This window comes from Epibacterium sp. ABV4_022, assembly GCF_056159345.1.
This window is the reverse complement of sequence record NZ_JBSWVA010000001.1, coordinates 3,793,321-3,812,049: the sequence shown is the minus strand read 5'-3', so window position 1 is coordinate 3,812,049 and position 18,729 is coordinate 3,793,321. Positions and strand designations below refer to the sequence as shown.

Here is an 18,729-nt window from a genome sequence, read left to right as displayed (position 1 = left end):
GCGATGGCGGAGTGTCAGGGAAGGGCGCGCTCCCGCCCCTTCGCAGATCGCATCAAAGATGCTTCGCTCAGGGTTGGGCCCAGCGCCGCGCTTTAGCGCGGCGCTGGGCCCAACGGGACGCGGTGTTTCGTCAGAAACGCCAAGGACGGGCGGGAGCTCCCCGGCGCGCGTTCGAGGGTTGGGGAAAGCCGGAATTGGTCAGGAACGGAAGGTGCGGATTGCATCGGCAACATGGGCAATGCCCTGCGGGATGCGGTCAGCGGCGATGGAGGAATAGCCGAGCCGATAGAAGTTGTGGCGCCGGGTCTCGCGCGCAAAGAATGGCGCGCCGGGTTCGATCAGAACACCTTTGTCGCGCAGCCCGTCGCCCAGCTGCCCCATATCCACATGATCCGGTGCCTGCATCCAGAGCGAAGAGCCACCGTAGAGGTTGCGATCTGCGGGTGTCAGGCCATGGGTTGCCATTGCCTCCTCCAGGACCGCACGGCGTTCCTGCAACACCTTTGCGGTGCGGCGGATCTGCGCGTCGTAATGGCCGAGCGACAAGAAGTAGGCGACGGTTCGCTGGATATGTCCCGGCGGATGGCGCAGCACATTTGCGCGCAAGGCCCGGGCCTGGCGGATGAAGGGTTCGGAGCCGACGAGGTACCCAAGACGGAGGCCCGGAAACAGGGATTTTGAGAAGCTGCCGAGATAGATCACACGCCCGTCGCTGTCGATCGACTTCAATGCGGGCGAGGGCTGGGTCCGAAAGGACATTTCGAACTCATAGTCATCTTCGACCACGATCGCATCGATGTCTCGGGCGCGATCAAGCAGAGCCTTGCGCCGCGCCATTGGCATGGTCGCCGTGGTCGGGCTCTGATGGCTGGGAGTGGTGAAGACGACATCCGTGTCCGCGGCGATCTGCTCGGGCGGCAGCCCGTCCCTGTCCACTCCGATCACGTCGAGTGCGCTGCCCGTGTGGCTAAGTTGATCGCGCAGCGTATAGTAGCTGGGATCCTCGATCGCCGCCTTGCGTCCCGGTTGCAGCAAGAGCTGCACAACTGTCCAGAGCGCATTCTGCGCGCCGAGCGTGATCAGGATTTCCTCGGGGCGGGCGATGATACCGCGGCGGGGCAGCGTGTGGCGCGCGATATATTCGATCAGGAGCGGATCATCCTGATCGAAGTAGTCCCCTGTCATCGCGGCGAAGTCCTTTTGCCCCAACGCGCGCAGGGCGCAGAGCCGCCAGTTCGCGTGGTCAAACAGGCTGGCATCGGCCTGCCCATAGATGAACGGGTAGCGATAGCTGCGCCAGTCTTTTGGTTTGCGCGGGGTATCACCACCCGTAAACGTCCGGGTGATGGTGCGGGTCCAGTCGACCCGTTCCTGTCCGCGTTCCGTCGGGGCGAAGGAGGGGGGCACCGGGGCTGTTTCCGATACGAAGAACCCGGAACGCCCACGCGCCATCAGGTAGTCATTCGCCACCAGCTCGGTGTAGGCCAGCGTCACCGTGATGCGGCTGACCCCGAGATGCGCGGCGAGTTTCCGCGACGAGGGCAGCTTTTCCCCGGCTCGAAACCGTCCGGAGAGGATGCCAGCAGCGATCATCTCCTGGATCTGAGCCTGGAGTGTGCCCTGCGCGTCGGGATTGAGGAAAAAGGTCTCGACTGAGATAGCCATGCGGCACACCGTAATCTGGACTTAAGCCTGTGGCAATCTGGACTGCGACTCTTGAGCGCCGATTTTCGCCGCGTGTGCAAGTTTCAATCACAGAAGTCGGTTACCGGAATTCTGGATCCGGAAGAAATCGGGTCTTGTATCCCTCACGTGAAAACCATAAAACTAGTTCTATAGAATCAATTTGGAGCAGTCACATGGATCTGTCCCTAGCAGCCCAGGGCTTTGCCGCCATGGGCGCAGAAGCACGGCTCGAGGTCCTGCGCGTTTTGGTGCGTGCGGGGGAAACGGGTTTGACAGTGGGCGAGGTGCGCGATCGCACCGGTATCGCGGCCTCGACACTGGCGCATCATCTGAAATTCCTCGCCGCGGCGGAGGTGGTGGTGCAGGAAAAAGCCGGCCGCAGCACGATCTGCCGGGCGAATTTCGACCACCTTCAAAACCTTGCAGGGTTCATCCTGAGCGAATGCTGCCAGGATGCGGAAATGGGCTTCAATGGAAAGGTTGCGAACGATGGCTGATACATCTCTTTCTCCTCGCCCGATGCGCGCCGCTTGGGGTTGGGTGCAAAGCCCATGGACGCTTGGAGCGCTGATCCTTCTTTTGGTGGCGCTTCTGGATAGTGCAAATTTCTGGCCGGTGCTGACATTTGCGGCGGCGGCGCTGTTGTCGACATCCAAGTACATTCTCTTTGCGGTGACGCTCTTGGCGTATCTGAAGGCCTCAGGCGCGGAAGCACTGGTCGCGCGGGCCTTTGTGGGGCGCGAGACCCGGATGATCCTGTTTGCAGCACTTCTTGGCGGGCTGGCGCCGTTCTGCTCCTGCGAGGTGATCCCGTTTATTGCCGGGCTTCTGGCGCTGGGTGCGCCATTGGCAGCGGTGATGGCGTTTTGGTTGTCCTCCCCGCTGATCGATCCGCCAACCCTGTTGATCACGGCAGCGGCTCTTGGTTGGCCCTTTGCCATCGCCAAGGCGGTGAGCGCGGTGGCGCTGGGCCTCTTTGGTGGGTTCATCATAAAAGCGCTGCGCGGTGGCGGGCTGTTTGCGCAGCCCCTGAAGAAAGAGCCGGTCAAAAGCTGCTGTGGGTGCGGCACGCCCAAGGCTGAACAACAACCCAACTGGCGGTTCTGGCAAGAGGCGGAGCGGCGCGACACCTTCCGCAGTCAGTTTGTGGAAAACGCTCTGTTCCTGCTGAAGTGGCTTGCCTTTGCCTATGTGCTGGAAGCGCTCCTGGTGACATATGTGCGCCCCGAGTGGATTGCTTCGCTGGTGGGGGGCGAAGGGGTAGTGCCAATCGCAACCGCCGCCTTGGTCGGGATGCCTGCGTATCTGAACTCTTATGTGGCGCCGCCGCTGCTGGCCGGATTGATGACCCAAGGCATGAGTGCCGGTGCGGCGCTGGCCTTTATGGTCGCAGGTGCGGTGAGTTCGATCCCGGCGATGGCAGCGGTCTGGTCGCTGGTCAAACCACGGGTCTTTGCCACCTATCTGGCGCTGGGTATTTCCGGAGCGATCCTGTCGGGCGTCGTGTTCCAGATGATCTGAAAGCGAGCGCGGCGGCGGGGGGGGCTCCCGCCGACTCAGGCCCCATGCTGACGCATGCGACATGAGTCGTTGGGCCGCGCGCCTTCGGCGCGGTTCTGCTGAGAAGGCTCTGAGGGGCAGGTGTGCCCGTCAGAGCCTCTTTCGATTGTGTATAGAGGCGCGCGTCAAGGACAGGCCGCCCGATGGGCGGGGCCTTGCGGCCTCCTTGACCCGCACTCAGCGCGCCGACATATGGGCGAGATTTGCACGCACCATGGGCCATTCGGCTGCGGTGATGGAATAGACGGCCGTGTCGCGAATTGTTCCATTGGGCAGGATGCTATGCGCCCGCAGGATGCCGTCAAGTTTGGCGCCGAGGCGCTCGATCGCAGTGCGGCTTTGGCGGTTCAGAACATGGGTGCGAAACTCGACTGCGATGGCGTCTTTTGCCTCAAAGGCGTGGGTGAGCATAAGCTGTTTGATCTTGGTGTTGAGACCGGTGCGCTGCACCGATTTGCGATACCAGCTGGAGCCGATCTCAACACGCCGGTTGGTGTGATCGACATTCATATAGGTGGTCATCCCCACCGCGCGTCCCGTCGCATCAAGGATGGCAAAGGGAACCATGCTGCCCGCATCTTGCAGGGCGCGGCGACGGCCGATTTCCTGTTCAACGCCTTCCGGGGCAGGCACGGTTGTGTACCACAGGTGATGAAGAGCACCATCTGCGGCGGCATCCACCAGCTCCGGCGTGTGGTCATAGGTGAGCGGCACGAGGCGTGCGCCCTCAGTTGAGAGGGAAATCGGGGTCATCCACATGAGAAGAGGCTTTCTGTCTTGGGTGGTCTGCCTCGTGGAATGAAAGAAAGGTGGCCCTGTGAAAAGAGCCACCTTTTGAAAATTGCATCAGGCCAATTTCCAGCGTCAGCCGAAGACAGTCGTCAGAGCCTTATCCACCGCATCGGTGATCTTGTCGATGTCATCGGCTGTGGCAATCAGCGCGGGCGAGAAGCACAGCGTGTTGTTGCGACCGGGCACCGACCGGTTGGTGACGCCGATGATCACGCCGTGCGTTCCGCATTCCGCCACGACTTTTTGTGCCAGCGCCTCGTCCACCGGCTCTTTGGTGTCACGGTCGGTGACGAGTTCTGCGCCAAGGAACAGCCCCTTGCCGCGCACATCGCCGATGACGGCGTGTTTTTCCTGCAAGGCCCGCAGGTTTGACATCATCCGCTCGCCCATCTTGGTGCAGTTCTCAAGGAGGTTTTCGTCCTCAATGATGCGCATGTTCTCCAGTGCGGCGGCGGGGCCTGCGGTGCAGCCGCCAAAGGTGGAGATGTCGCGGAAGTAGTTCATCTTGTCTGAGGCATCGTTCTTAAACAGATCAAAGACCTCTTCTGTTGTGACCATGCAGGCGATGGCGGCATAGCCGGAGGCGACGCCCTTGGCCATGGTCACGAAGTCGGGTTTGATGCCATAGTGCTGATAGCCGAACCAATGGGTGCCGGTGCGCCCGATGCCGCAGACCACCTCGTCGATGTGCAGGAGCACGTCGTATTGCTTGCAGATCTCCTGCACGCGCGGCCAGTAGCCTTCGGGCGCCTCAATGACGCCGCCGCCTGCGGTGACAGGTTCGAGGCAGAGCGCGCCAACCGTCTCGGGGCCTTCGCGCAGGATGATCTCTTCGATCAAATTGGCTGCGGCGATGCCGAAATCCTCGCCCGAGAGATGATCCAGACCCAGCTCGTGCTTGCGGTATTCCATGCAATGCGGCACCCGCACAAAATCAGGTGCAAAGGGGCCGTATTGCGCGTTGCGCTCGTCCTGACCACCTGCGGACATCGCCGCCAGGGTGGAGCCGTGGTAATCGCGGTCGCGGTAGAGGATCTTGGTTTTCTTGCCGCCGTATTTCTTGTGCGCGATCTGGCGCACCATCTTGAACGCCTTCTCGTTGGCCTCGGAGCCGGAGTTGCAGTAGTAGACACGCGACATGCCGGGCATCTTCTCGATCAGCTTTTCGGCATAGAGCGCGCCCGGCACAGAGCCTGCCGCCTGCGCGAAATAGCACATCTTCATCATCTGGTCGTAGACCGCCTTGCAGATGCTTTCGCGCCCATAGCCAACGTTTGCGGTCCAGACCGCACCGGACACCGCGTCGAGCCATTCCTTGCCGTTCTGGTCCCAAACGCGCATGCCCTTGCCCTCGACGATGATGCGGGGATCGGAGGTTTCAAACGGTTTGTGCTGGACCAGATGGTGCCAGACATGGGCCTTGTCGGCCTCGATGACGTGGCTGAGGTCGTTGTCGCTGAACGTGCCATGCATGACATGTTCCTTTCTTGGCTACTCGGGGTTCGGTGGCCCGGCCGACGCGCGGACGGACTCGGTCATTGATCACCAAAGAGCAAAACCTCATAGCGCGATAGGGCCAGTTCAAGGTGAGAGTTGAGACCAATTTGGAGCGCTGCTTGCAGAAAATTGCGACCAGAGCGGGGTGAAGTCCTTGAGCATGAACGCCCCTGACGGCAGGGTGATGCGGTCGCCGGCGCGCGCCCGCGCATCTGCATCAACGGGAGAGTTCAGTGACGGACTACAGGATCATGGTGGCGCCCAACGGTGCCCGGCGTGGCAAGTCGGATCATGCGGCGCTTCCGATCACGTCGCGGGAGTTGGCAGCGACCGCAGCGGAATGTCATCGCCTGGGCGCTCATCGTCTGCACTTGCATGTGCGGGATCAGGATGGGTGTCACAGCCTTGATGCAGGCCTGTATCGCGAAGCACTGGCGGCAGTTGGCGCTGCCGCGCCCGGGATGGGCATCCAGATTACGACGGAGAGTGCCGGGGTGTTTGACGTTGCGGCACAGTTGGCCTGTTTGGAGAGCTTGCGCCCGGCGGCTGCGTCGGTGTCGGTCCGGGAAATGGCACGGGACCGGGATCTTGCCCGGCGCGCCTATGCCGTGGCCGCAGAGGCGGGGACGGAGGTGCAGCATATCCTCTATACGCCCGATTGCGTGGCACAGCTGACCCGCTGGTATCAGGACGGCACCGTGCCGGAGGATATGCGGGATGCGATCCTGGTTCTTGGTCAATATGCAACCGGGCTGGAGGCCAGGCCGGACATGCTGCCCGCATTCCTTACTGAAATCGCGCCGCTGGAGCTGAACTGGACGCTCTGCGCCTTTGGTGGGGCCGAACATGCGTGCCTGTTGGCGGCGATCGAGGCCGGAGGGCAGGTGCGGATCGGGTTCGAAAACAGCCTTGGCGCGCAGGGGGCGCCCCTATGGGGGGACAATGCCGCCTCCGTTGCGGCCTTCATCGAGGCGGCGGCCGCGCGTGGCCATCGCCTTGCGCCCTTGGATACAGATTTGCGAGCCTCGTCATGAGCCATGTTTTTCCACGTCATAGCAAGTCCACACCGCCGGTCGCCGTCGCCGGAGATGGTTGCTATCTCATTGATGCCAATGGCAAACGCTACTTTGACGGCTCCGGCGGTGCGGCGGTCTCCTGCCTCGGTCATTCCGACGCCGCGGTGATCAAGGCGGTGCAGGATCAGGTGGCGCAATTGGCCTTTGCGCATACAGGCTTCATGACGTCTGAACCGGCGGAGGCGCTGGCGGATGCACTGATCTCGCAGGCGCCGGGGACGCTTGACCGGGTCTACTTTGTCTCCGGCGGCTCTGAGGCGACCGAGGCGGCGATCAAACTGGCACGTCAATACCACCTTGAGCGCGGTGAGCCGCAGCGCCGGCATCTGATTGCGCGTCGTCAGAGCTACCACGGGAATACGCTTGGTGCGCTTGCAGCGGGCGGGAATGAATGGCGTCGGCGGCAGTTCGATCCCTTGCTGATCGGCGTGTCGCATATTGCGCCCTGCTATGAATATGTCGACCGGGCCGAGGGGGAGAGCAGCTTTGACTACGGTCAACGGGTGGCCAATGAACTGGAGGCGGAGATCCTGCGCCTTGGGCCGGACACCGTGATGGCTTTCATGGCGGAACCGGTGGTCGGGGCGACACTTGGCGCGGTGCCGGCGGTCGAGGGGTATTTCAAACGTATCCGCGAGATTTGCGATCAATATGGCGTGCTGCTGATCCTCGACGAGGTCATGTGCGGCATGGGGCGAACCGGCCACTTGTTCGCCTGTGAGGCCGATGGGGTCGCGCCGGATATTCTCTGCATCGCCAAAGGTCTTGGTGCGGGCTATCAGCCCATCGGCGCCATGCTCTGTACTGCCGCGATCTATGATGCGATCGCCGCGGGATCGGGGTTCTTCCAGCACGGCCACACCTATCTGGGTCATCCGGTTGCAACCGCAGCCGGGCTGGCTGTGGTGACCCAGATGCTCGAACGCGATCTGATTGCCCGGTCTGCGCAGATGGGGGAGCGTCTGCAGGCCGCGCTGGTTGACCAGTTCGGGCAGCATCCTCATGTGGGCGACATCCGTGGTCGCGGCCTGTTTCGGGGTCTGGAACTGGTGAAGGACCGAGAAAGCAAGACCCCGTTTGACCCTGCGCATGCTGTGGCGGCGCGTGTTAAAAAAGCGGCCTTTGAGGCGGGGCTTATCTGCTATCCGATGTCCGGAACCCGCGACGGCCGCAAGGGGGATCATGTGCTGCTCGCTCCGCCTTTCATCATGACGGATGATCAGGTCGACGAGGTGACGGACAAGCTCGCGGTGGCGCTGGAGCACGCATTGACTGTTTGAACGCCCTTCGGGCTGGCGGCGAGGCCGCCCGAAGGAGGGACTTTCAGAGCAGCCGGTTCAAATAAGTGCCATAGCTGTTTTTCTTGAACAATTCCGCCCGCTCTGCCAGCGCGTCCCGGCTGATCCAGCCCGCATGATAGGCGATTTCCTCCAGACAACCGGTCTGCAGGCCCTGACGCTCGTGCAAGGTGCGTACAAAATTGCCCGCATCCAGAAGGCTGCCATGGGTGCCGGTGTCAAGCCAGGCATAGCCGCGCCCCATGGTTTCGACCGAGAGGGTGCCGTCGTCGAGATACATCTGCAAGAGATCGGTGATCTCCAGCTCGCCCCGCGCCGAAGGCTGAACCTCCTTGGCGCGTTGCGGCGCCGTGCCATCCAGAAAATAAAGCCCCGTTACCGCGTAATTCGACGGCGGCACCTCGGGTTTTTCAATGATCTGCTGCGCCCGCCCTTCGCCATCAAAGGAGACCACGCCGTAGCGCTCGGGATCGGAGACGTGATAGCCAAAGACGGTGCCGCCCACCTCCTTGGCATCCGCCGCCGCCAGAAGGCTCGGCAACCCATGGCCAAAAAAGACGTTATCGCCCAGCACCAGCGCCGAGGGCGCGCCCGCGAGGAACTCTTCGGCCAGAATAAAGGCCTGCGCCAGACCATCGGGGCTGGGTTGCTCCACATAGGTCAGGCTGACGCCCCACTGGCTGCCATCCCCCAAGAGGCGCTTGAACTGATCGGCGTCCTGCGGCGTGGTGATGACGCAGATCTCGCGAATACCTGCAAGCATCAGAACCGAGATCGGATAGTAGATCATCGGCTTGTCATAAAGGGGCAGAAGCTGCTTTGAGACAGCCATGGTGATCGGATAAAGCCGGGTGCCGGAGCCTCCGGCGAGAATAATACCTTTGCGCTGCGTCACTCTGCGAGCTCCTTTAAAATATCGCGCAGCCCGCTGCGCCAGTCGGGCTGCGGGATGCCAAAAACAGTCTCTAACGTGGTGCAATCCAGCCGTGAGTTCAGTGGCCGCACCGCCGGGGTTGGATAGTCAGATGTGGGGATGTCCGCCACTTCGCAGGTCAGATCGCTTTGGGCAAAGATCTCTGCGGCAAAGCCTGCCCAGCTGACATATGGCGCGCCCTGCAGGTGGTAGATGCCGGATTTTGCAGGCTCCGCACGCAGTTGCCCTGCCATCTCGACACAGGCCCGTGCGATGTCACGTGCAGGCGTTGGCGCGCCGATCTGATCGCCGACAATCGTCAAGCGATCCCGTTCCGCACCGAGGCGCAGCATGGTCTTGACGAAATTATTGCCATGGGCCGAGACCACCCAAGAGGTGCGCAGGATCGCATAAGTCCCGCCCGCCGCAATCACCGCCTCTTCGCCTGCGCGTTTGCTGCGGCCATAGGCATTGGGCGGCGCCACCGGATCATCCGTTTGCCAAGCCGCCGTGCCACTGCCCGCAAAGACATAATCGGTCGAGATATGGACAAAGGGAATACCCGCCTGCACGCAGGCCGCCGCCATCGCACCGGGGGCCGCCCCGTTGATGACAGTGGCCAGTTCTTCCTCAGATTCGGCCTTATCAACCGCCGTATAGGCGGCGGCATTGATCACCGCCTGCGGGCTGGTCTCCCGAATAAGGGCCGCGCAGGCCCCGGGGTCCGACAGGTCCGCACGCGCACGCCCCACAGAGATCACGCCCTCATAGCGCGTCAATTCCCGCGCCACTTGCCCGGTTGCGCCAAACACAAGGATGCTCATATCCGCCCCTTCTTCATCTTTTCCCAAATACCTCCGCCGGAGGCCCTGTTTTTCACGCGCCCTCGCCGCAACCACAAGGTCAGTGCAATCACCCAGATCGCCAGTTCAAATAAAAAGGTCCAGTGCAGCAGGAATGACAAAACCCAGTGGTCTTGCGTCGCTGCTACCACCGTCAGGGACATCAGCCTGTCGTCCAGTGGTGCGAGCCACATGATGCCGCCCCCGATACTGTCCAGAACCAGATGCATAAAGATCGCGGCGAAAAACACCAGCGCAGCTTTTAGCCAGCGGCGTGCAAAAAAACCGATCAGCGGCAGAGTGACCAGTGCAACCCAGGCCCAGAACGCAGGCACATGCACCCAGTAGCGGTGGTGATGAAAGGCCCGGTCATCCACGAAATAGAACCAGATCATATCTAGATCAGGGAAAACCGCACCGATCAGCGCGGCCGGCAGCAAACCAGGAAAGGTGCGGCGGGGAACTTGCGCCAGTATATATCCGGAGGGCAAATGCGCCGTCAGCATAACAGAATCCTTTGCAGACTAAATCTCTGCCTGCTCACTTTCCGGTCCCAAGACGCTCGCCCACGCCCTTGCGGGACTGCAGCGCACGCCACCAGTCCTCATTGTCGAGATACCACTGCACGGTTTTCGCCAGACCTTCCTCGACGGTCACCGAAGGCCGCCAGCCCAGCTCCTCGCGGAGACGGGAGGGATCAATCGCGTAGCGTGCATCATGGCCCGGACGATCGGTCACAAAGGTGATCTGCTCTTTATAGGATGCCCCGTCGCCGCGCGGGCGCTTGTCATCAAGGATCGCACAGAGTGTTTCGACCAGCTCAAGGTTGGTGCGCTCATTCTCGCCGCCCACATTATAGCTGCGCCCGTTTTCGCCCTTCTGCAACACCAGCAACAGCGCATCGGCGTGATCTTCCACATAGAGCCAGTCGCGAATATTGGACCCATCGCCATAGATCGGCAGCGCCTTACCGGCGAGCGCATTCAAAATCACCACCGGGATGAGCTTTTCGGGGAAATGGAAGGGGCCGTAGTTGTTGGAGCAATTGGTCAGCACCACCGGCAGCCCATAGGTCTCATGCCAGGCACGCACCAGATGATCGCTCGAGGCTTTGGAGGCTGAATAGGGCGAGCGCGGATCATAGGCGGTCTCTTCGGTGAACATCACCGATTTATCGGCCGGCAAACTGCCATAGACCTCATCGGTAGAGATATGATGGAAGCGGAAATGACCGGGTTTGCCCACCGCCACCCAAAATTTGCGCGCGGCTTCGAGCATATTGAAGGTGCCGGTCACATTGGTCTCGATGAAATCACCGGGCCCGTCAATCGAGCGGTCCACATGGCTCTCGGCGGCCAGATGCATCACCGCATCCGGCGCGTGCAGCGCAAAGATCCGATCCAATGCCGCGCGGTCGCGGATGTCGGCCTGCTCAAACGCATAGCGCGGGCTTTCGGCGACACTGGCGACATTGTCCAGACAGGCCGCATAGGTCAGCGCGTCCAGATTGACCACCTCATGGCCCGCCGCAATCGCTTGGCGCACCACCGCAGAGCCGATAAAGCCTGCGCCCCCCGTCACCAGTATCTTCATGGGTCCTGCTCCTTGCCTCGTGATGCTGTTTCATGCTCGGCCAGCCACGTGACCGGGGCTTTGTGTCTTATGGCCTGGATCGACCCCGCGCTGCAACGCGTCCAAAGGGTTTGTTGCGCAACCGGAAGAAGTGGCTTTCGTAGTAGCGAAAGCTTACCTCCGCAAGCGCCAGCGTGCCGCCCCAATACAGCAGGATGAAAGCGATGCTGTCCTGTGCCAGGTCCAGAGCGCCGGCTCCGATCGTCACCACATGTAGCACCATGAGGTGCAGCAGGTAGATGCCGTAGCTTACGGTTCCGATGCGGGCCAGCGGACGCAGACGAAGCAATGGATGAAGCCAGCCTTCTTCGTGCAGGACCAGGGTTGCGAGCCAAATGGTCATGGCTAGATGCACCAGAAAATAGGGCCAACCGGCCAGGACCTGTGGCAAGAGACCAAACAGTAGCAATAGCAGCATCAGCAGGCAAAGCAGCGCAGCGGCGGGCGCGCAAAACAAGCGCCACAGCATCGCGAACCCGCGTGGCTGATGCAGCATCAGGGCCAAACCCGCGCCCATCAGCAGAGGTGCGTAGGTGGCATCCGGAAGATGCACGTGCAGGGGCCCCCAGGAAAACGCACGGATGCCAAAGACCTCCAGTGCTCCCGTCACCGCGACAACATTCACAAGCACACCGAGGCCGAGCGCCCAGCCCCAGAGACGGTGCGGAAGGCAGATCATCGCCAGGGGCCAGATCAGATAGAACTGCTCCTCCATCGACAGCGACCAAGTGGGATAGAGCGTTGGAATGTGATCGGTGAGAAAATTGGCGAAAAACAGATAATAGGCAGGCCAGAGCTGGAGCGTTTCGGCATGGCCACGCCAGAACAGGAAATAGGATCCGGCGAGCGTCACCACCAGATAGTAAAGCGGCAGGATGCGCAGGGCGCGTCGCCAGAAGAACCCGCGCAGCGAAATCGTCCCGTCCCGATCCCGCTCCCGAAGGAGCAATGTGGTAATCAAGAAACCGGAGATCACAAAAAACAGGTCTACCCCGAGAAACCCCCGGGACCAAGGTCCACTGTCCTGCGCCAATGCGCTGTGATGGATCAGCACCGCCAGGATCGCCAGCGCCCGCAAGCCGTCGAGCGCCCCAAAGCGGGTCCGCTCCAGATAGGCGCGATGGGCTTGGGACGCGGTCAGGGCTTGCATGGGATCAGAAGGTGAAGGGGGTTTGGAACTCTGCCAGCGCCGGTGCGGCTGTGTCCTTCTCAGACAGGATCGGCTGGCCGGAAAACCCCCAGTCGATGCCGCAGCTGTCCCAGCGCACGGCACCGTCACATTCGGGGGCGTAGTAGTCGGTGCATTTATAGATGATCTCGGTCATCGGCGCGCGGGTGATAAACCCGTGCAAGAAACCTTTGGGCACCAGCATCTGCCGCCCGTTCTCGGCCGTCAGCTCAACCCCGACCCAGTCTCCGTAGGTGGGAGAGCCTTTGCGGATGTCGACCACCACATCAAACAACGCGCCCTGACCGCAGCGTACCAGCTTGTCCTGCGCATGGGGCGGGGCCTGAAAATGCAGGCCGCGAATGGTGCCGACCTCGGCCGACATGGAGTGATTGTCCTGCACGAAGTCCAGATCGATCCCATGCGCTTCCATCCGCTTGCGGTTCCAGCTCTCGGAAAAGAACCCGCGGGCATCGCCAAAGCGCTGCGGGGTGATAATCTTCACGCCCGGGAGGGCCGTGTCTTCAATCTGCATCCAGTGATCTCGCTCTTTGGCTTTGGGCGTTCTTGTGCTGCGACATTGAGGCGGATACCGGGTGCAACGAGGGCGGGGCCATTTTTCGTGCGCACGGTGCGTCTGCGGCAGGGTGATTTGAGTTGTATCAGAATTGTTGGGTCTCTCAAGAGAGGTGATAAGACCCCTCAACATGCCGGTCGGGGCATTGCAGCAGATGCACACTCCGCGCGCGCCCCCTGTCACGCGGCTTTGATTGTATCGAGAACACTACCGATCATTGCACCGTGGTACGTTCGTGTACCACTATGCTGCGGGCGCGGGACGGGCGCGGTATCGGCGCGGTGGTCACAGAACAAAGGACGATGATAATGAGCCAGTATACCCAAATTTCCGGTTTGTCCGGGGTCGGCGCGACGTGCGATCTGCGCAGCGATACGGTCACCCGTCCCGATGCCGGCATGCGTGCGGCCATGGCGGATGCAGAGGTTGGCGATGACGTCTACGGAGAAGATCCAACGCTCAACCGTTTGGAGCAGAGCCTGGCGGAACGGGCGGGCAAGGATGCGGCCTTGTTCTTGCCGACGGGCACCCAAAGCAACCTCGTTGCCATGCTGGCCCATTGCGGGCGCGGTGAGGAGGTGATCACCGGGCGCGATTATCACGTCTACAAGTATGAGGCAGGCGGTGCCTCGGCGCTGGGTGGGGTTATTCTTGACCCGCTGAAGGTCTCTGCGGATGGCGGATTGGACCCTGCTGATATTGCCGCTGCGGTCAAAGAAGATGACTCGCACCATCCGATGTCGCGGCTGTTGTCATTGGAAAACACTCATAATGGCAAGGCCGTGTCTCTTGCACGCCTTGATGCCTGTATCGCGCCGGCACGCCAGGCGGGATTGTCGGTGCATCTGGATGGGGCGCGGGTGTTTAACGCGGTGGCAGAACTGGGGTGTGATCTGGCTGAGATTGCCAAACGCTTTGACAGTGTCTCCATCTGCCTGTCCAAAGGGCTTGGGGCACCTGTCGGTTCTGTTCTGGTGGGGCCAAGGGACCTGATTGCGCGGGCGCGCCGTTTGCGCAAAATGGTGGGCGGCGGCATGCGCCAGGCCGGTGTACTGGCAGCGGCGGGGCTTTATGCGCTGGATCACAATGTGACCCGGCTTGCCGAGGATCATGCAAGGGCGGCCGTGCTTGCTGAAACCCTGCGCGCATTGGGGGCAGGTGCCGTCGATCACAATACCAACATGGTCTTCTTCACCCCCGCCGATGGTGACAACGCGTCGCTGGGCGTGGCACTGGCCAAAGCGGGTGTGGTGCTCTCTGCCGGAGGCACTGGTGCCATCCGCATGGTGCTGCACAAGGACGTCACCAGAGAGGGGTTTGATGCGACCCTTGCCGCGCTCAAATCCTATTATAGCTAAGGTTTAGTACGAGGCGGGGGGCGCTCCCGCCCCCGATCCAAGCAGCAATAGCTGCTCTGCTCGGCGTTGGGCCCGGCGCCGCGCCGAAGGCGCGGCGGGTCACGCCTGACGCTGAACGACGTGTTACCGCCGCCAGCCGGGTCTCAGGACCGTAGGTTCGCGTGGGCTTTCTTGAGATCCGCGCGCGCCTGAAGAAACGGCCCAGCACCGTAACTCAGCCTTGATGCGCCAAGTGCGGTGGCTGCATCGAGCGTGCGCAGATCTCCGATCATCATCAGGTTTACAGGAACTGTGGTGCTTTCGACGATTTGCGCGATCAGATCAGGTGCAGTCAGCCCCGGTACAAAAAAACAGTTGGCCCCGGCCTCTGCATAGGCGGCCTGGCGTTGGAGGGCCTCCGGGATCTTGCCCGGGTGTGTCGCGGGGGCGGTGCCCAAAAAGAGATCTGTGCGGGCGTTGATAAAGAGCGGAACGCCCTCCTCATCAGCGACCGCTCTGATGGTCCTGATCCGCTCCGCTTGGGTGGCTATCGCATGTAGCCCCGCGCCATTGACCACCCGGTCCTCAAAATTGATCCCCACAGCCCCGGCGCGGATGATTTTGCGGGTGTTTTCGGCAAGCGCGGCAGGGGTGGTGGCATAGCCGCCTTCGAAATCCACGGAGACAGGGACTGAAACAGTGGCGCAGATACGCGCGACAATTCGCAGCACGAAATCCAGCGGGATGGATTCGCCATCCTCATACCCATGTGCTGCGGCCATCGCCCAACTGCCGGTTGCAACCGCTGGCACGCCTTCTTCGACCAGCGCCTTGGCACCGGCTGCATCCCAGATGTTGTAGAACACAAGCGGATCGCCCTGCCTGTGCAACTCCGCAAAACGGATGGCTTTCTCAGCTTGCGACATGGCGGTTTCCTTCTTTTGTTCTGCTGCGCAGCGCATTCCCATGCGAGAGCAAGCTTCCACAGGATCAGCCCGCTGGATAGCACAGGCAGAAAACCGCGCCGCCGGAGAACGGGCGTCTATTCAAGGTTTTGGAGTGTCATGCGTTCCACACCCAGCAGGCGCGCGGCTCCTCAAATGTACGTTTGAGAGGGTTAAATCTCTTTGCGCGCCCGAAGGGCTGCAGAGATCGTGCCATCGTCGAGATAGTCTAACTCGCCCCCGATCGGCACGCCCTGCGCCAGCGAGGTCAGCTTAACGCGCCCCTCAAGCTGATCGGCGATGTAATGCGCGGTGGTCTGCCCGTCGATGGTGGCGTTGAGCGCGAGGATCACCTCGTTCACGCCTTCCGTTGCCACACGGTCCACCAGTCGCGGAATGCGCAGATCTTCTGGCCCCACGGCATCCAGTGCGGACAGCGTGCCACCCAGCACGTGATAGCGGCCTTTGAACACGCCGGCGCGCTCCATCGCCCAGAGATCAGCCACATCCTCGACCACACAGAGTTCGCCATTGGCGCGTGTCTCATCCGCGCAGAGCGCACAGATGTCGCTGGTGCCGACATTGCCGCAGTTCAGGCATTCGCGTGCGGTCTCTGCCACGCGGCCCATGGCGTCGGCCAAGGGGGTCAGAACCAGCGCTCGCTTGCGGATCAGGTGCAGTACAGCCCGGCGCGCGGAACGCGGACCAAGCCCCGGCAGCTTGGCCATCAATGCGATCAATGCCTCGATATCACTGTTGTCCTGCGCCGCCATGGTGCTGTCCTGTTCTGCTTCTGTTCAACTAGGCCGCATCGCACCCAGAAGTGCAAGCCCTGCCTGCTCATTCTGCGCGCTGCCACCGCGACGACATGAAAAAAGGCGACCCTTGGGCCGCCTGATCTCCGCATGTCACCTGCCTTAGAATGGCAGTTTCATGTCCTTGGGCAGGCCGAGACCATCGGTCAGCTTGGTCATCTCTTCCTGTGCGCGCTCTGCCGCTTTGGCTTGCGCGTCTTTCACGGCGGCGAGGATCAGGTCCTCGACCACTTCCTTGTCGTCGCCGTTGAAGATCGACGGATCGATGTCGAGCGACTTCAGATCACCCTTGGCGCTGGCGGTGGCCTTGACCAGACCTGCACCCGCTTCGCCCACGACCATGATGTTGTGCAGCTCTTCCTGCATCTCGCCCATCTTGGACTGCATTTCCTGGGCTTTTTTCATCATCCCGGCCATATCGCCGAGGCCACCTAGGCCTTTGAACATATCCTATCACTCCTGATGTCAGGTTTATCCTGTTAGATACGTGCGCGCCCTCGTGCAGGCAAGGGCAAAGCAGGATTGGAGCCGTCGTGAACATGCCCACAGGGCGCTATTCACCCGATACGGGTGCAAAACCGTTGCTGATAAGCGTCTGGGGTGAGGCCGGTCATCGATGGGCTCGCAGAAGCCTATCCAGGACAGGGTTTATTCCTCAAACGGATCCCATTCGTCCTCGACCTCGGGCAGGGCTTCGGCCTGAACTTCAGCGGCCAGTTCTTCCTGCGTGCGGATCTTCGTGATCTTCGCCTTGGGGAAGTTCTGGAGCACCGCCTGCACCAGAGGATGCGCAGAGGCTTCTGCACGCAGGGCGTTTTCGGCAGCGTCACGCAGTTCCGCAATCGTTGGCGCATCACCATCTGGCGCGATGGAGACGACCCAGCGGCTTCCGGTCCAGTTCTGCAAGGCAGTGCCGATGCGGGCAGCGAGGTCCTGCGGGGCATTTGCGGTCGGGGTGAACGTGATGCGGCCCGGTTGATACGACACCAGCCGCACGCCCCCCTCGACCTCGACCAGCAGCTTCACATCGCGGTGTTTGCGGATCAGTTCGATCACATGTTCAAAACTCGGATAGCGCGCCAAGGCGCTGTCTACACGCGGCGCAAGCGCTGCCACTTGCCCGCCACTTGCCGACATGGTGTGCCCACCATTGGGGCCACCGCCGGGGGCGCCTTGCGGCGGGGCGGAGGCGTAAGCCGGAGCCCCGCCTCCCCCGCCCGCCGCAGGCGACCCCATGCCTTGCATGGGGTGTCCCCCGCCCGGACCACCTGGATGGGGCGGCGGGGGTGTGTCCTGCAGTTTGCGAACCAGTTCCTCGGGCGAGGGCAGGTCGGCCACATGGGTCAGGCGGATCACAGCCATCTCTGCCGCCATCATTGCATTTGGAGCGGCGGCGACTTCCTCGAGCGCCTTGAGCAGCATCTGCCACATGCGCGTCAGAACCCGCATCGGCAGGCGGCTGGCCATATCCTGTCCACGGGCGCGCTCATCCGGGCTGATGGTCGGATCTTCTGCTGCATCGGGGGTGATCTTTACCACCGACACCCAATGGGTGATCTCGGCCAGATCCCGCAGCACCGCCATCGGGTCGGCGCCCTCGGCATATTGGCCGGACAGCTCCGTCAGGGCCGCCGCCGCGTCGCCGCGCAGGATCATATCCATCAGATCCAGCACCCGGCCCCGGTCCGCAAGACCGAGCATCGCGCGCACCTGATCCGCTGTGGTCTCCCCGGCACCATGGCTGATCGCCTGATCCAGCAGTGAGGTCGCATCCCGTGCAGATCCTTCTGCCGCGCGGGTAATCAGCGCCAGCGCATCCTCGGCGATCTCGGCTTTTTCATTGGTGGCGATCCGGCGCAGCAGATCGATCATCACCTCCGGCTCGATCCGGCGCAGGTCAAACCGCTGACAGCGCGACAGCACCGTCACCGGCACCTTGCGGATTTCGGTGGTGGCAAAGATGAATTTCACATGCGCCGGTGGCTCTTCAAGCGTCTTCAAGAGCGCGTTGAAAGCAGAGGTCGACAGCATGTGGACCTCATCGATGATGTAGATCTTGTAGCGCGCCGAAGCCGCGCGATAGGCCACACTGTCGATAATCTCGCGGATGTCACCCACACCGGTGCGCGATGCGGCATCCATCTCCATCACATCCACATGGCGACCTTCCATGATCGCCGTACAATGTTCGCATTTGCCGCAGGGCTCCGTGGTCGGGCCGCCCTGACCGTCCTCCCCGATGCAGTTCATGCCCTTGGCAATGATCCGCGCGGTGGTGGTTTTGCCGGTGCCGCGAATCCCTGTCATGATGAAGGCCTGCGCAATACGATCCGCAGCAAAGGCATTTTTCAGCGTGCGCACCATCGCGTCCTGACCGACCAGATCGGCAAAGGTCTCGGGCCGATACTTGCGTGCCAGAACCTGATATTGTCCGCCTTGCGGTGCGCTGGAGGTCTCGGGGCTGTGCTCGCTCATGAGGGCCTTTCGGGTGGTCTTCTGGGGCGCATCGCCGGATTCGCAGCCCGCGCCAATGGTCTTGTGCAAACTAAGGTCGGTTGGCGGCTTCGTCCACCACTGTTGCGGCGCAGGACG

General features: G+C 61.7%; 18 protein-coding genes. 5 read left to right on the top strand and 13 right to left on the bottom strand.

Annotated features, from left to right (window positions below):
* Positions 1–198 precede the first annotated feature (198 nt).
* The gene (gene pdxR / locus ACXAF5_RS18025) at positions 199–1,665 is read right to left on the bottom strand and encodes a MocR-like pyridoxine biosynthesis transcription factor PdxR (protein ID WP_474947631.1); all 1,467 of its coding nucleotides are present in this window, start codon (positions 1,663–1,665) and stop codon (positions 199–201) included.
* A 194-nt stretch (positions 1,666–1,859) separates the two neighbouring features.
* Between pdxR and ACXAF5_RS18020 the strand changes: the two genes are divergently transcribed.
* Together ACXAF5_RS18020 and ACXAF5_RS18015 are read left to right on the top strand one after the other, a co-directional pair.
* Positions 1,860–2,183 (top strand): ArsR/SmtB family transcription factor, encoded by a 324-nt coding sequence (locus tag ACXAF5_RS18020; RefSeq protein ID WP_474947630.1) that lies wholly within the window; start codon positions 1,860–1,862, stop codon positions 2,181–2,183.
* Positions 2,176–3,207 carry a permease gene (locus ACXAF5_RS18015; protein ID WP_474947629.1) on the top strand — a complete coding sequence of 344 codons (1,032 nt, stop codon included), beginning with the start codon at positions 2,176–2,178 and terminating at the stop codon, positions 3,205–3,207. Before ACXAF5_RS18020 ends, ACXAF5_RS18015 begins: the two co-directional genes overlap by 8 nt.
* A gap of 216 nt (positions 3,208–3,423) precedes the next feature.
* Here the strand turns inward: ACXAF5_RS18015 and ACXAF5_RS18010 are convergent, their stop codons facing one another.
* Positions 3,424–4,005, bottom strand: coding sequence for a GNAT family N-acetyltransferase (locus ACXAF5_RS18010; RefSeq protein WP_474947628.1), 582 nt, complete (start codon positions 4,003–4,005; stop codon positions 3,424–3,426).
* Positions 4,006–4,110: 105 nt separating this feature from the next.
* On the bottom strand, positions 4,111–5,511 hold the full coding sequence (locus ACXAF5_RS18005) for an aminotransferase family protein (RefSeq protein ID WP_474947627.1): 1,401 nt from the start codon (positions 5,509–5,511) through the stop codon (positions 4,111–4,113).
* A 257-nt stretch (positions 5,512–5,768) separates the two neighbouring features.
* On the opposite strand from ACXAF5_RS18005, the gene ACXAF5_RS18000 reads away from it, so the two are divergent.
* Together ACXAF5_RS18000 and ACXAF5_RS17995 are read left to right on the top strand one after the other, a co-directional pair.
* Positions 5,769–6,569, top strand: a complete 801-nt coding sequence (locus ACXAF5_RS18000) for a 3-keto-5-aminohexanoate cleavage protein (RefSeq protein ID WP_474947626.1) — start codon at positions 5,769–5,771, stop codon at positions 6,567–6,569.
* The gene (locus tag ACXAF5_RS17995) at positions 6,566–7,891 is read left to right on the top strand and encodes an aspartate aminotransferase family protein (protein WP_474947625.1); all 1,326 of its coding nucleotides are present in this window, start codon (positions 6,566–6,568) and stop codon (positions 7,889–7,891) included. The genes ACXAF5_RS18000 and ACXAF5_RS17995 overlap by 4 nt, the downstream gene beginning before the upstream one ends.
* A 43-nt stretch (positions 7,892–7,934) precedes the next feature.
* On the opposite strand, the gene rfbA is transcribed toward ACXAF5_RS17995, so the two are convergent.
* The 6 genes from rfbA to rfbC all read right to left on the bottom strand — a co-directional run bounded on the left by rfbA (position 7,935) and on the right by rfbC (position 12,999).
* The gene (rfbA, locus tag ACXAF5_RS17990; RefSeq protein WP_474947624.1) at positions 7,935–8,804 is read right to left on the bottom strand and encodes a glucose-1-phosphate thymidylyltransferase RfbA; all 870 of its coding nucleotides are present in this window, start codon (positions 8,802–8,804) and stop codon (positions 7,935–7,937) included.
* Positions 8,801–9,646, bottom strand: a complete 846-nt coding sequence (gene rfbD / locus ACXAF5_RS17985) for a dTDP-4-dehydrorhamnose reductase (RefSeq protein WP_474947623.1) — start codon at positions 9,644–9,646, stop codon at positions 8,801–8,803. Before rfbD ends, rfbA begins: the two co-directional genes overlap by 4 nt.
* Positions 9,643–10,170 carry a metal-dependent hydrolase gene (locus ACXAF5_RS17980; protein ID WP_474947622.1) on the bottom strand — a complete coding sequence of 176 codons (528 nt, stop codon included), beginning with the start codon at positions 10,168–10,170 and terminating at the stop codon, positions 9,643–9,645. The genes rfbD and ACXAF5_RS17980 overlap by 4 nt, the downstream gene beginning before the upstream one ends.
* 34 nt (positions 10,171–10,204) lie before the next feature.
* Positions 10,205–11,257 carry a dTDP-glucose 4,6-dehydratase gene (gene rfbB, locus ACXAF5_RS17975; RefSeq protein ID WP_474947621.1) on the bottom strand — a complete coding sequence of 351 codons (1,053 nt, stop codon included), beginning with the start codon at positions 11,255–11,257 and terminating at the stop codon, positions 10,205–10,207.
* Between the two features lie 67 nt (positions 11,258–11,324).
* Positions 11,325–12,446 (bottom strand): acyltransferase family protein, encoded by a 1,122-nt coding sequence (locus ACXAF5_RS17970; protein ID WP_474947620.1) that lies wholly within the window; start codon positions 12,444–12,446, stop codon positions 11,325–11,327.
* 4 nt (positions 12,447–12,450) lie between these two features.
* Positions 12,451–12,999: a dTDP-4-dehydrorhamnose 3,5-epimerase gene (gene rfbC, locus ACXAF5_RS17965; protein ID WP_239322492.1), complete on the bottom strand. Its 549-nt coding sequence runs from the start codon at positions 12,997–12,999 to the stop codon at positions 12,451–12,453.
* Positions 13,000–13,349: 350 nt separating this feature from the next.
* Between rfbC and ltaE the strand changes: the two genes are divergently transcribed.
* Positions 13,350–14,399 (top strand): low-specificity L-threonine aldolase, encoded by a 1,050-nt coding sequence (gene ltaE / locus ACXAF5_RS17960; RefSeq protein ID WP_474947619.1) that lies wholly within the window; start codon positions 13,350–13,352, stop codon positions 14,397–14,399.
* Between the two features lie 143 nt (positions 14,400–14,542).
* On the opposite strand, the gene ACXAF5_RS17955 is transcribed toward ltaE, so the two are convergent.
* The 4 genes from ACXAF5_RS17955 to ACXAF5_RS17940 all read right to left on the bottom strand — a co-directional run bounded on the left by ACXAF5_RS17955 (position 14,543) and on the right by ACXAF5_RS17940 (position 18,612).
* Positions 14,543–15,304, bottom strand: coding sequence for an isocitrate lyase/PEP mutase family protein (locus ACXAF5_RS17955; RefSeq protein ID WP_474947618.1), 762 nt, complete (start codon positions 15,302–15,304; stop codon positions 14,543–14,545).
* A gap of 191 nt (positions 15,305–15,495) precedes the next feature.
* A complete protein-coding gene (gene recR / locus ACXAF5_RS17950) occupies positions 15,496–16,095 on the bottom strand; it encodes a recombination mediator RecR (RefSeq protein WP_065323376.1) in 600 nt (199 codons plus the stop codon).
* A gap of 144 nt (positions 16,096–16,239) precedes the next feature.
* On the bottom strand, positions 16,240–16,584 hold the full coding sequence (locus ACXAF5_RS17945; protein WP_474947617.1) for a YbaB/EbfC family nucleoid-associated protein: 345 nt from the start codon (positions 16,582–16,584) through the stop codon (positions 16,240–16,242).
* Positions 16,585–16,785: 201 nt separating this feature from the next.
* Positions 16,786–18,612 (bottom strand): DNA polymerase III subunit gamma/tau, encoded by a 1,827-nt coding sequence (locus ACXAF5_RS17940; protein ID WP_474947616.1) that lies wholly within the window; start codon positions 18,610–18,612, stop codon positions 16,786–16,788.
* Positions 18,613–18,729: the final 117 nt, after the last annotated feature.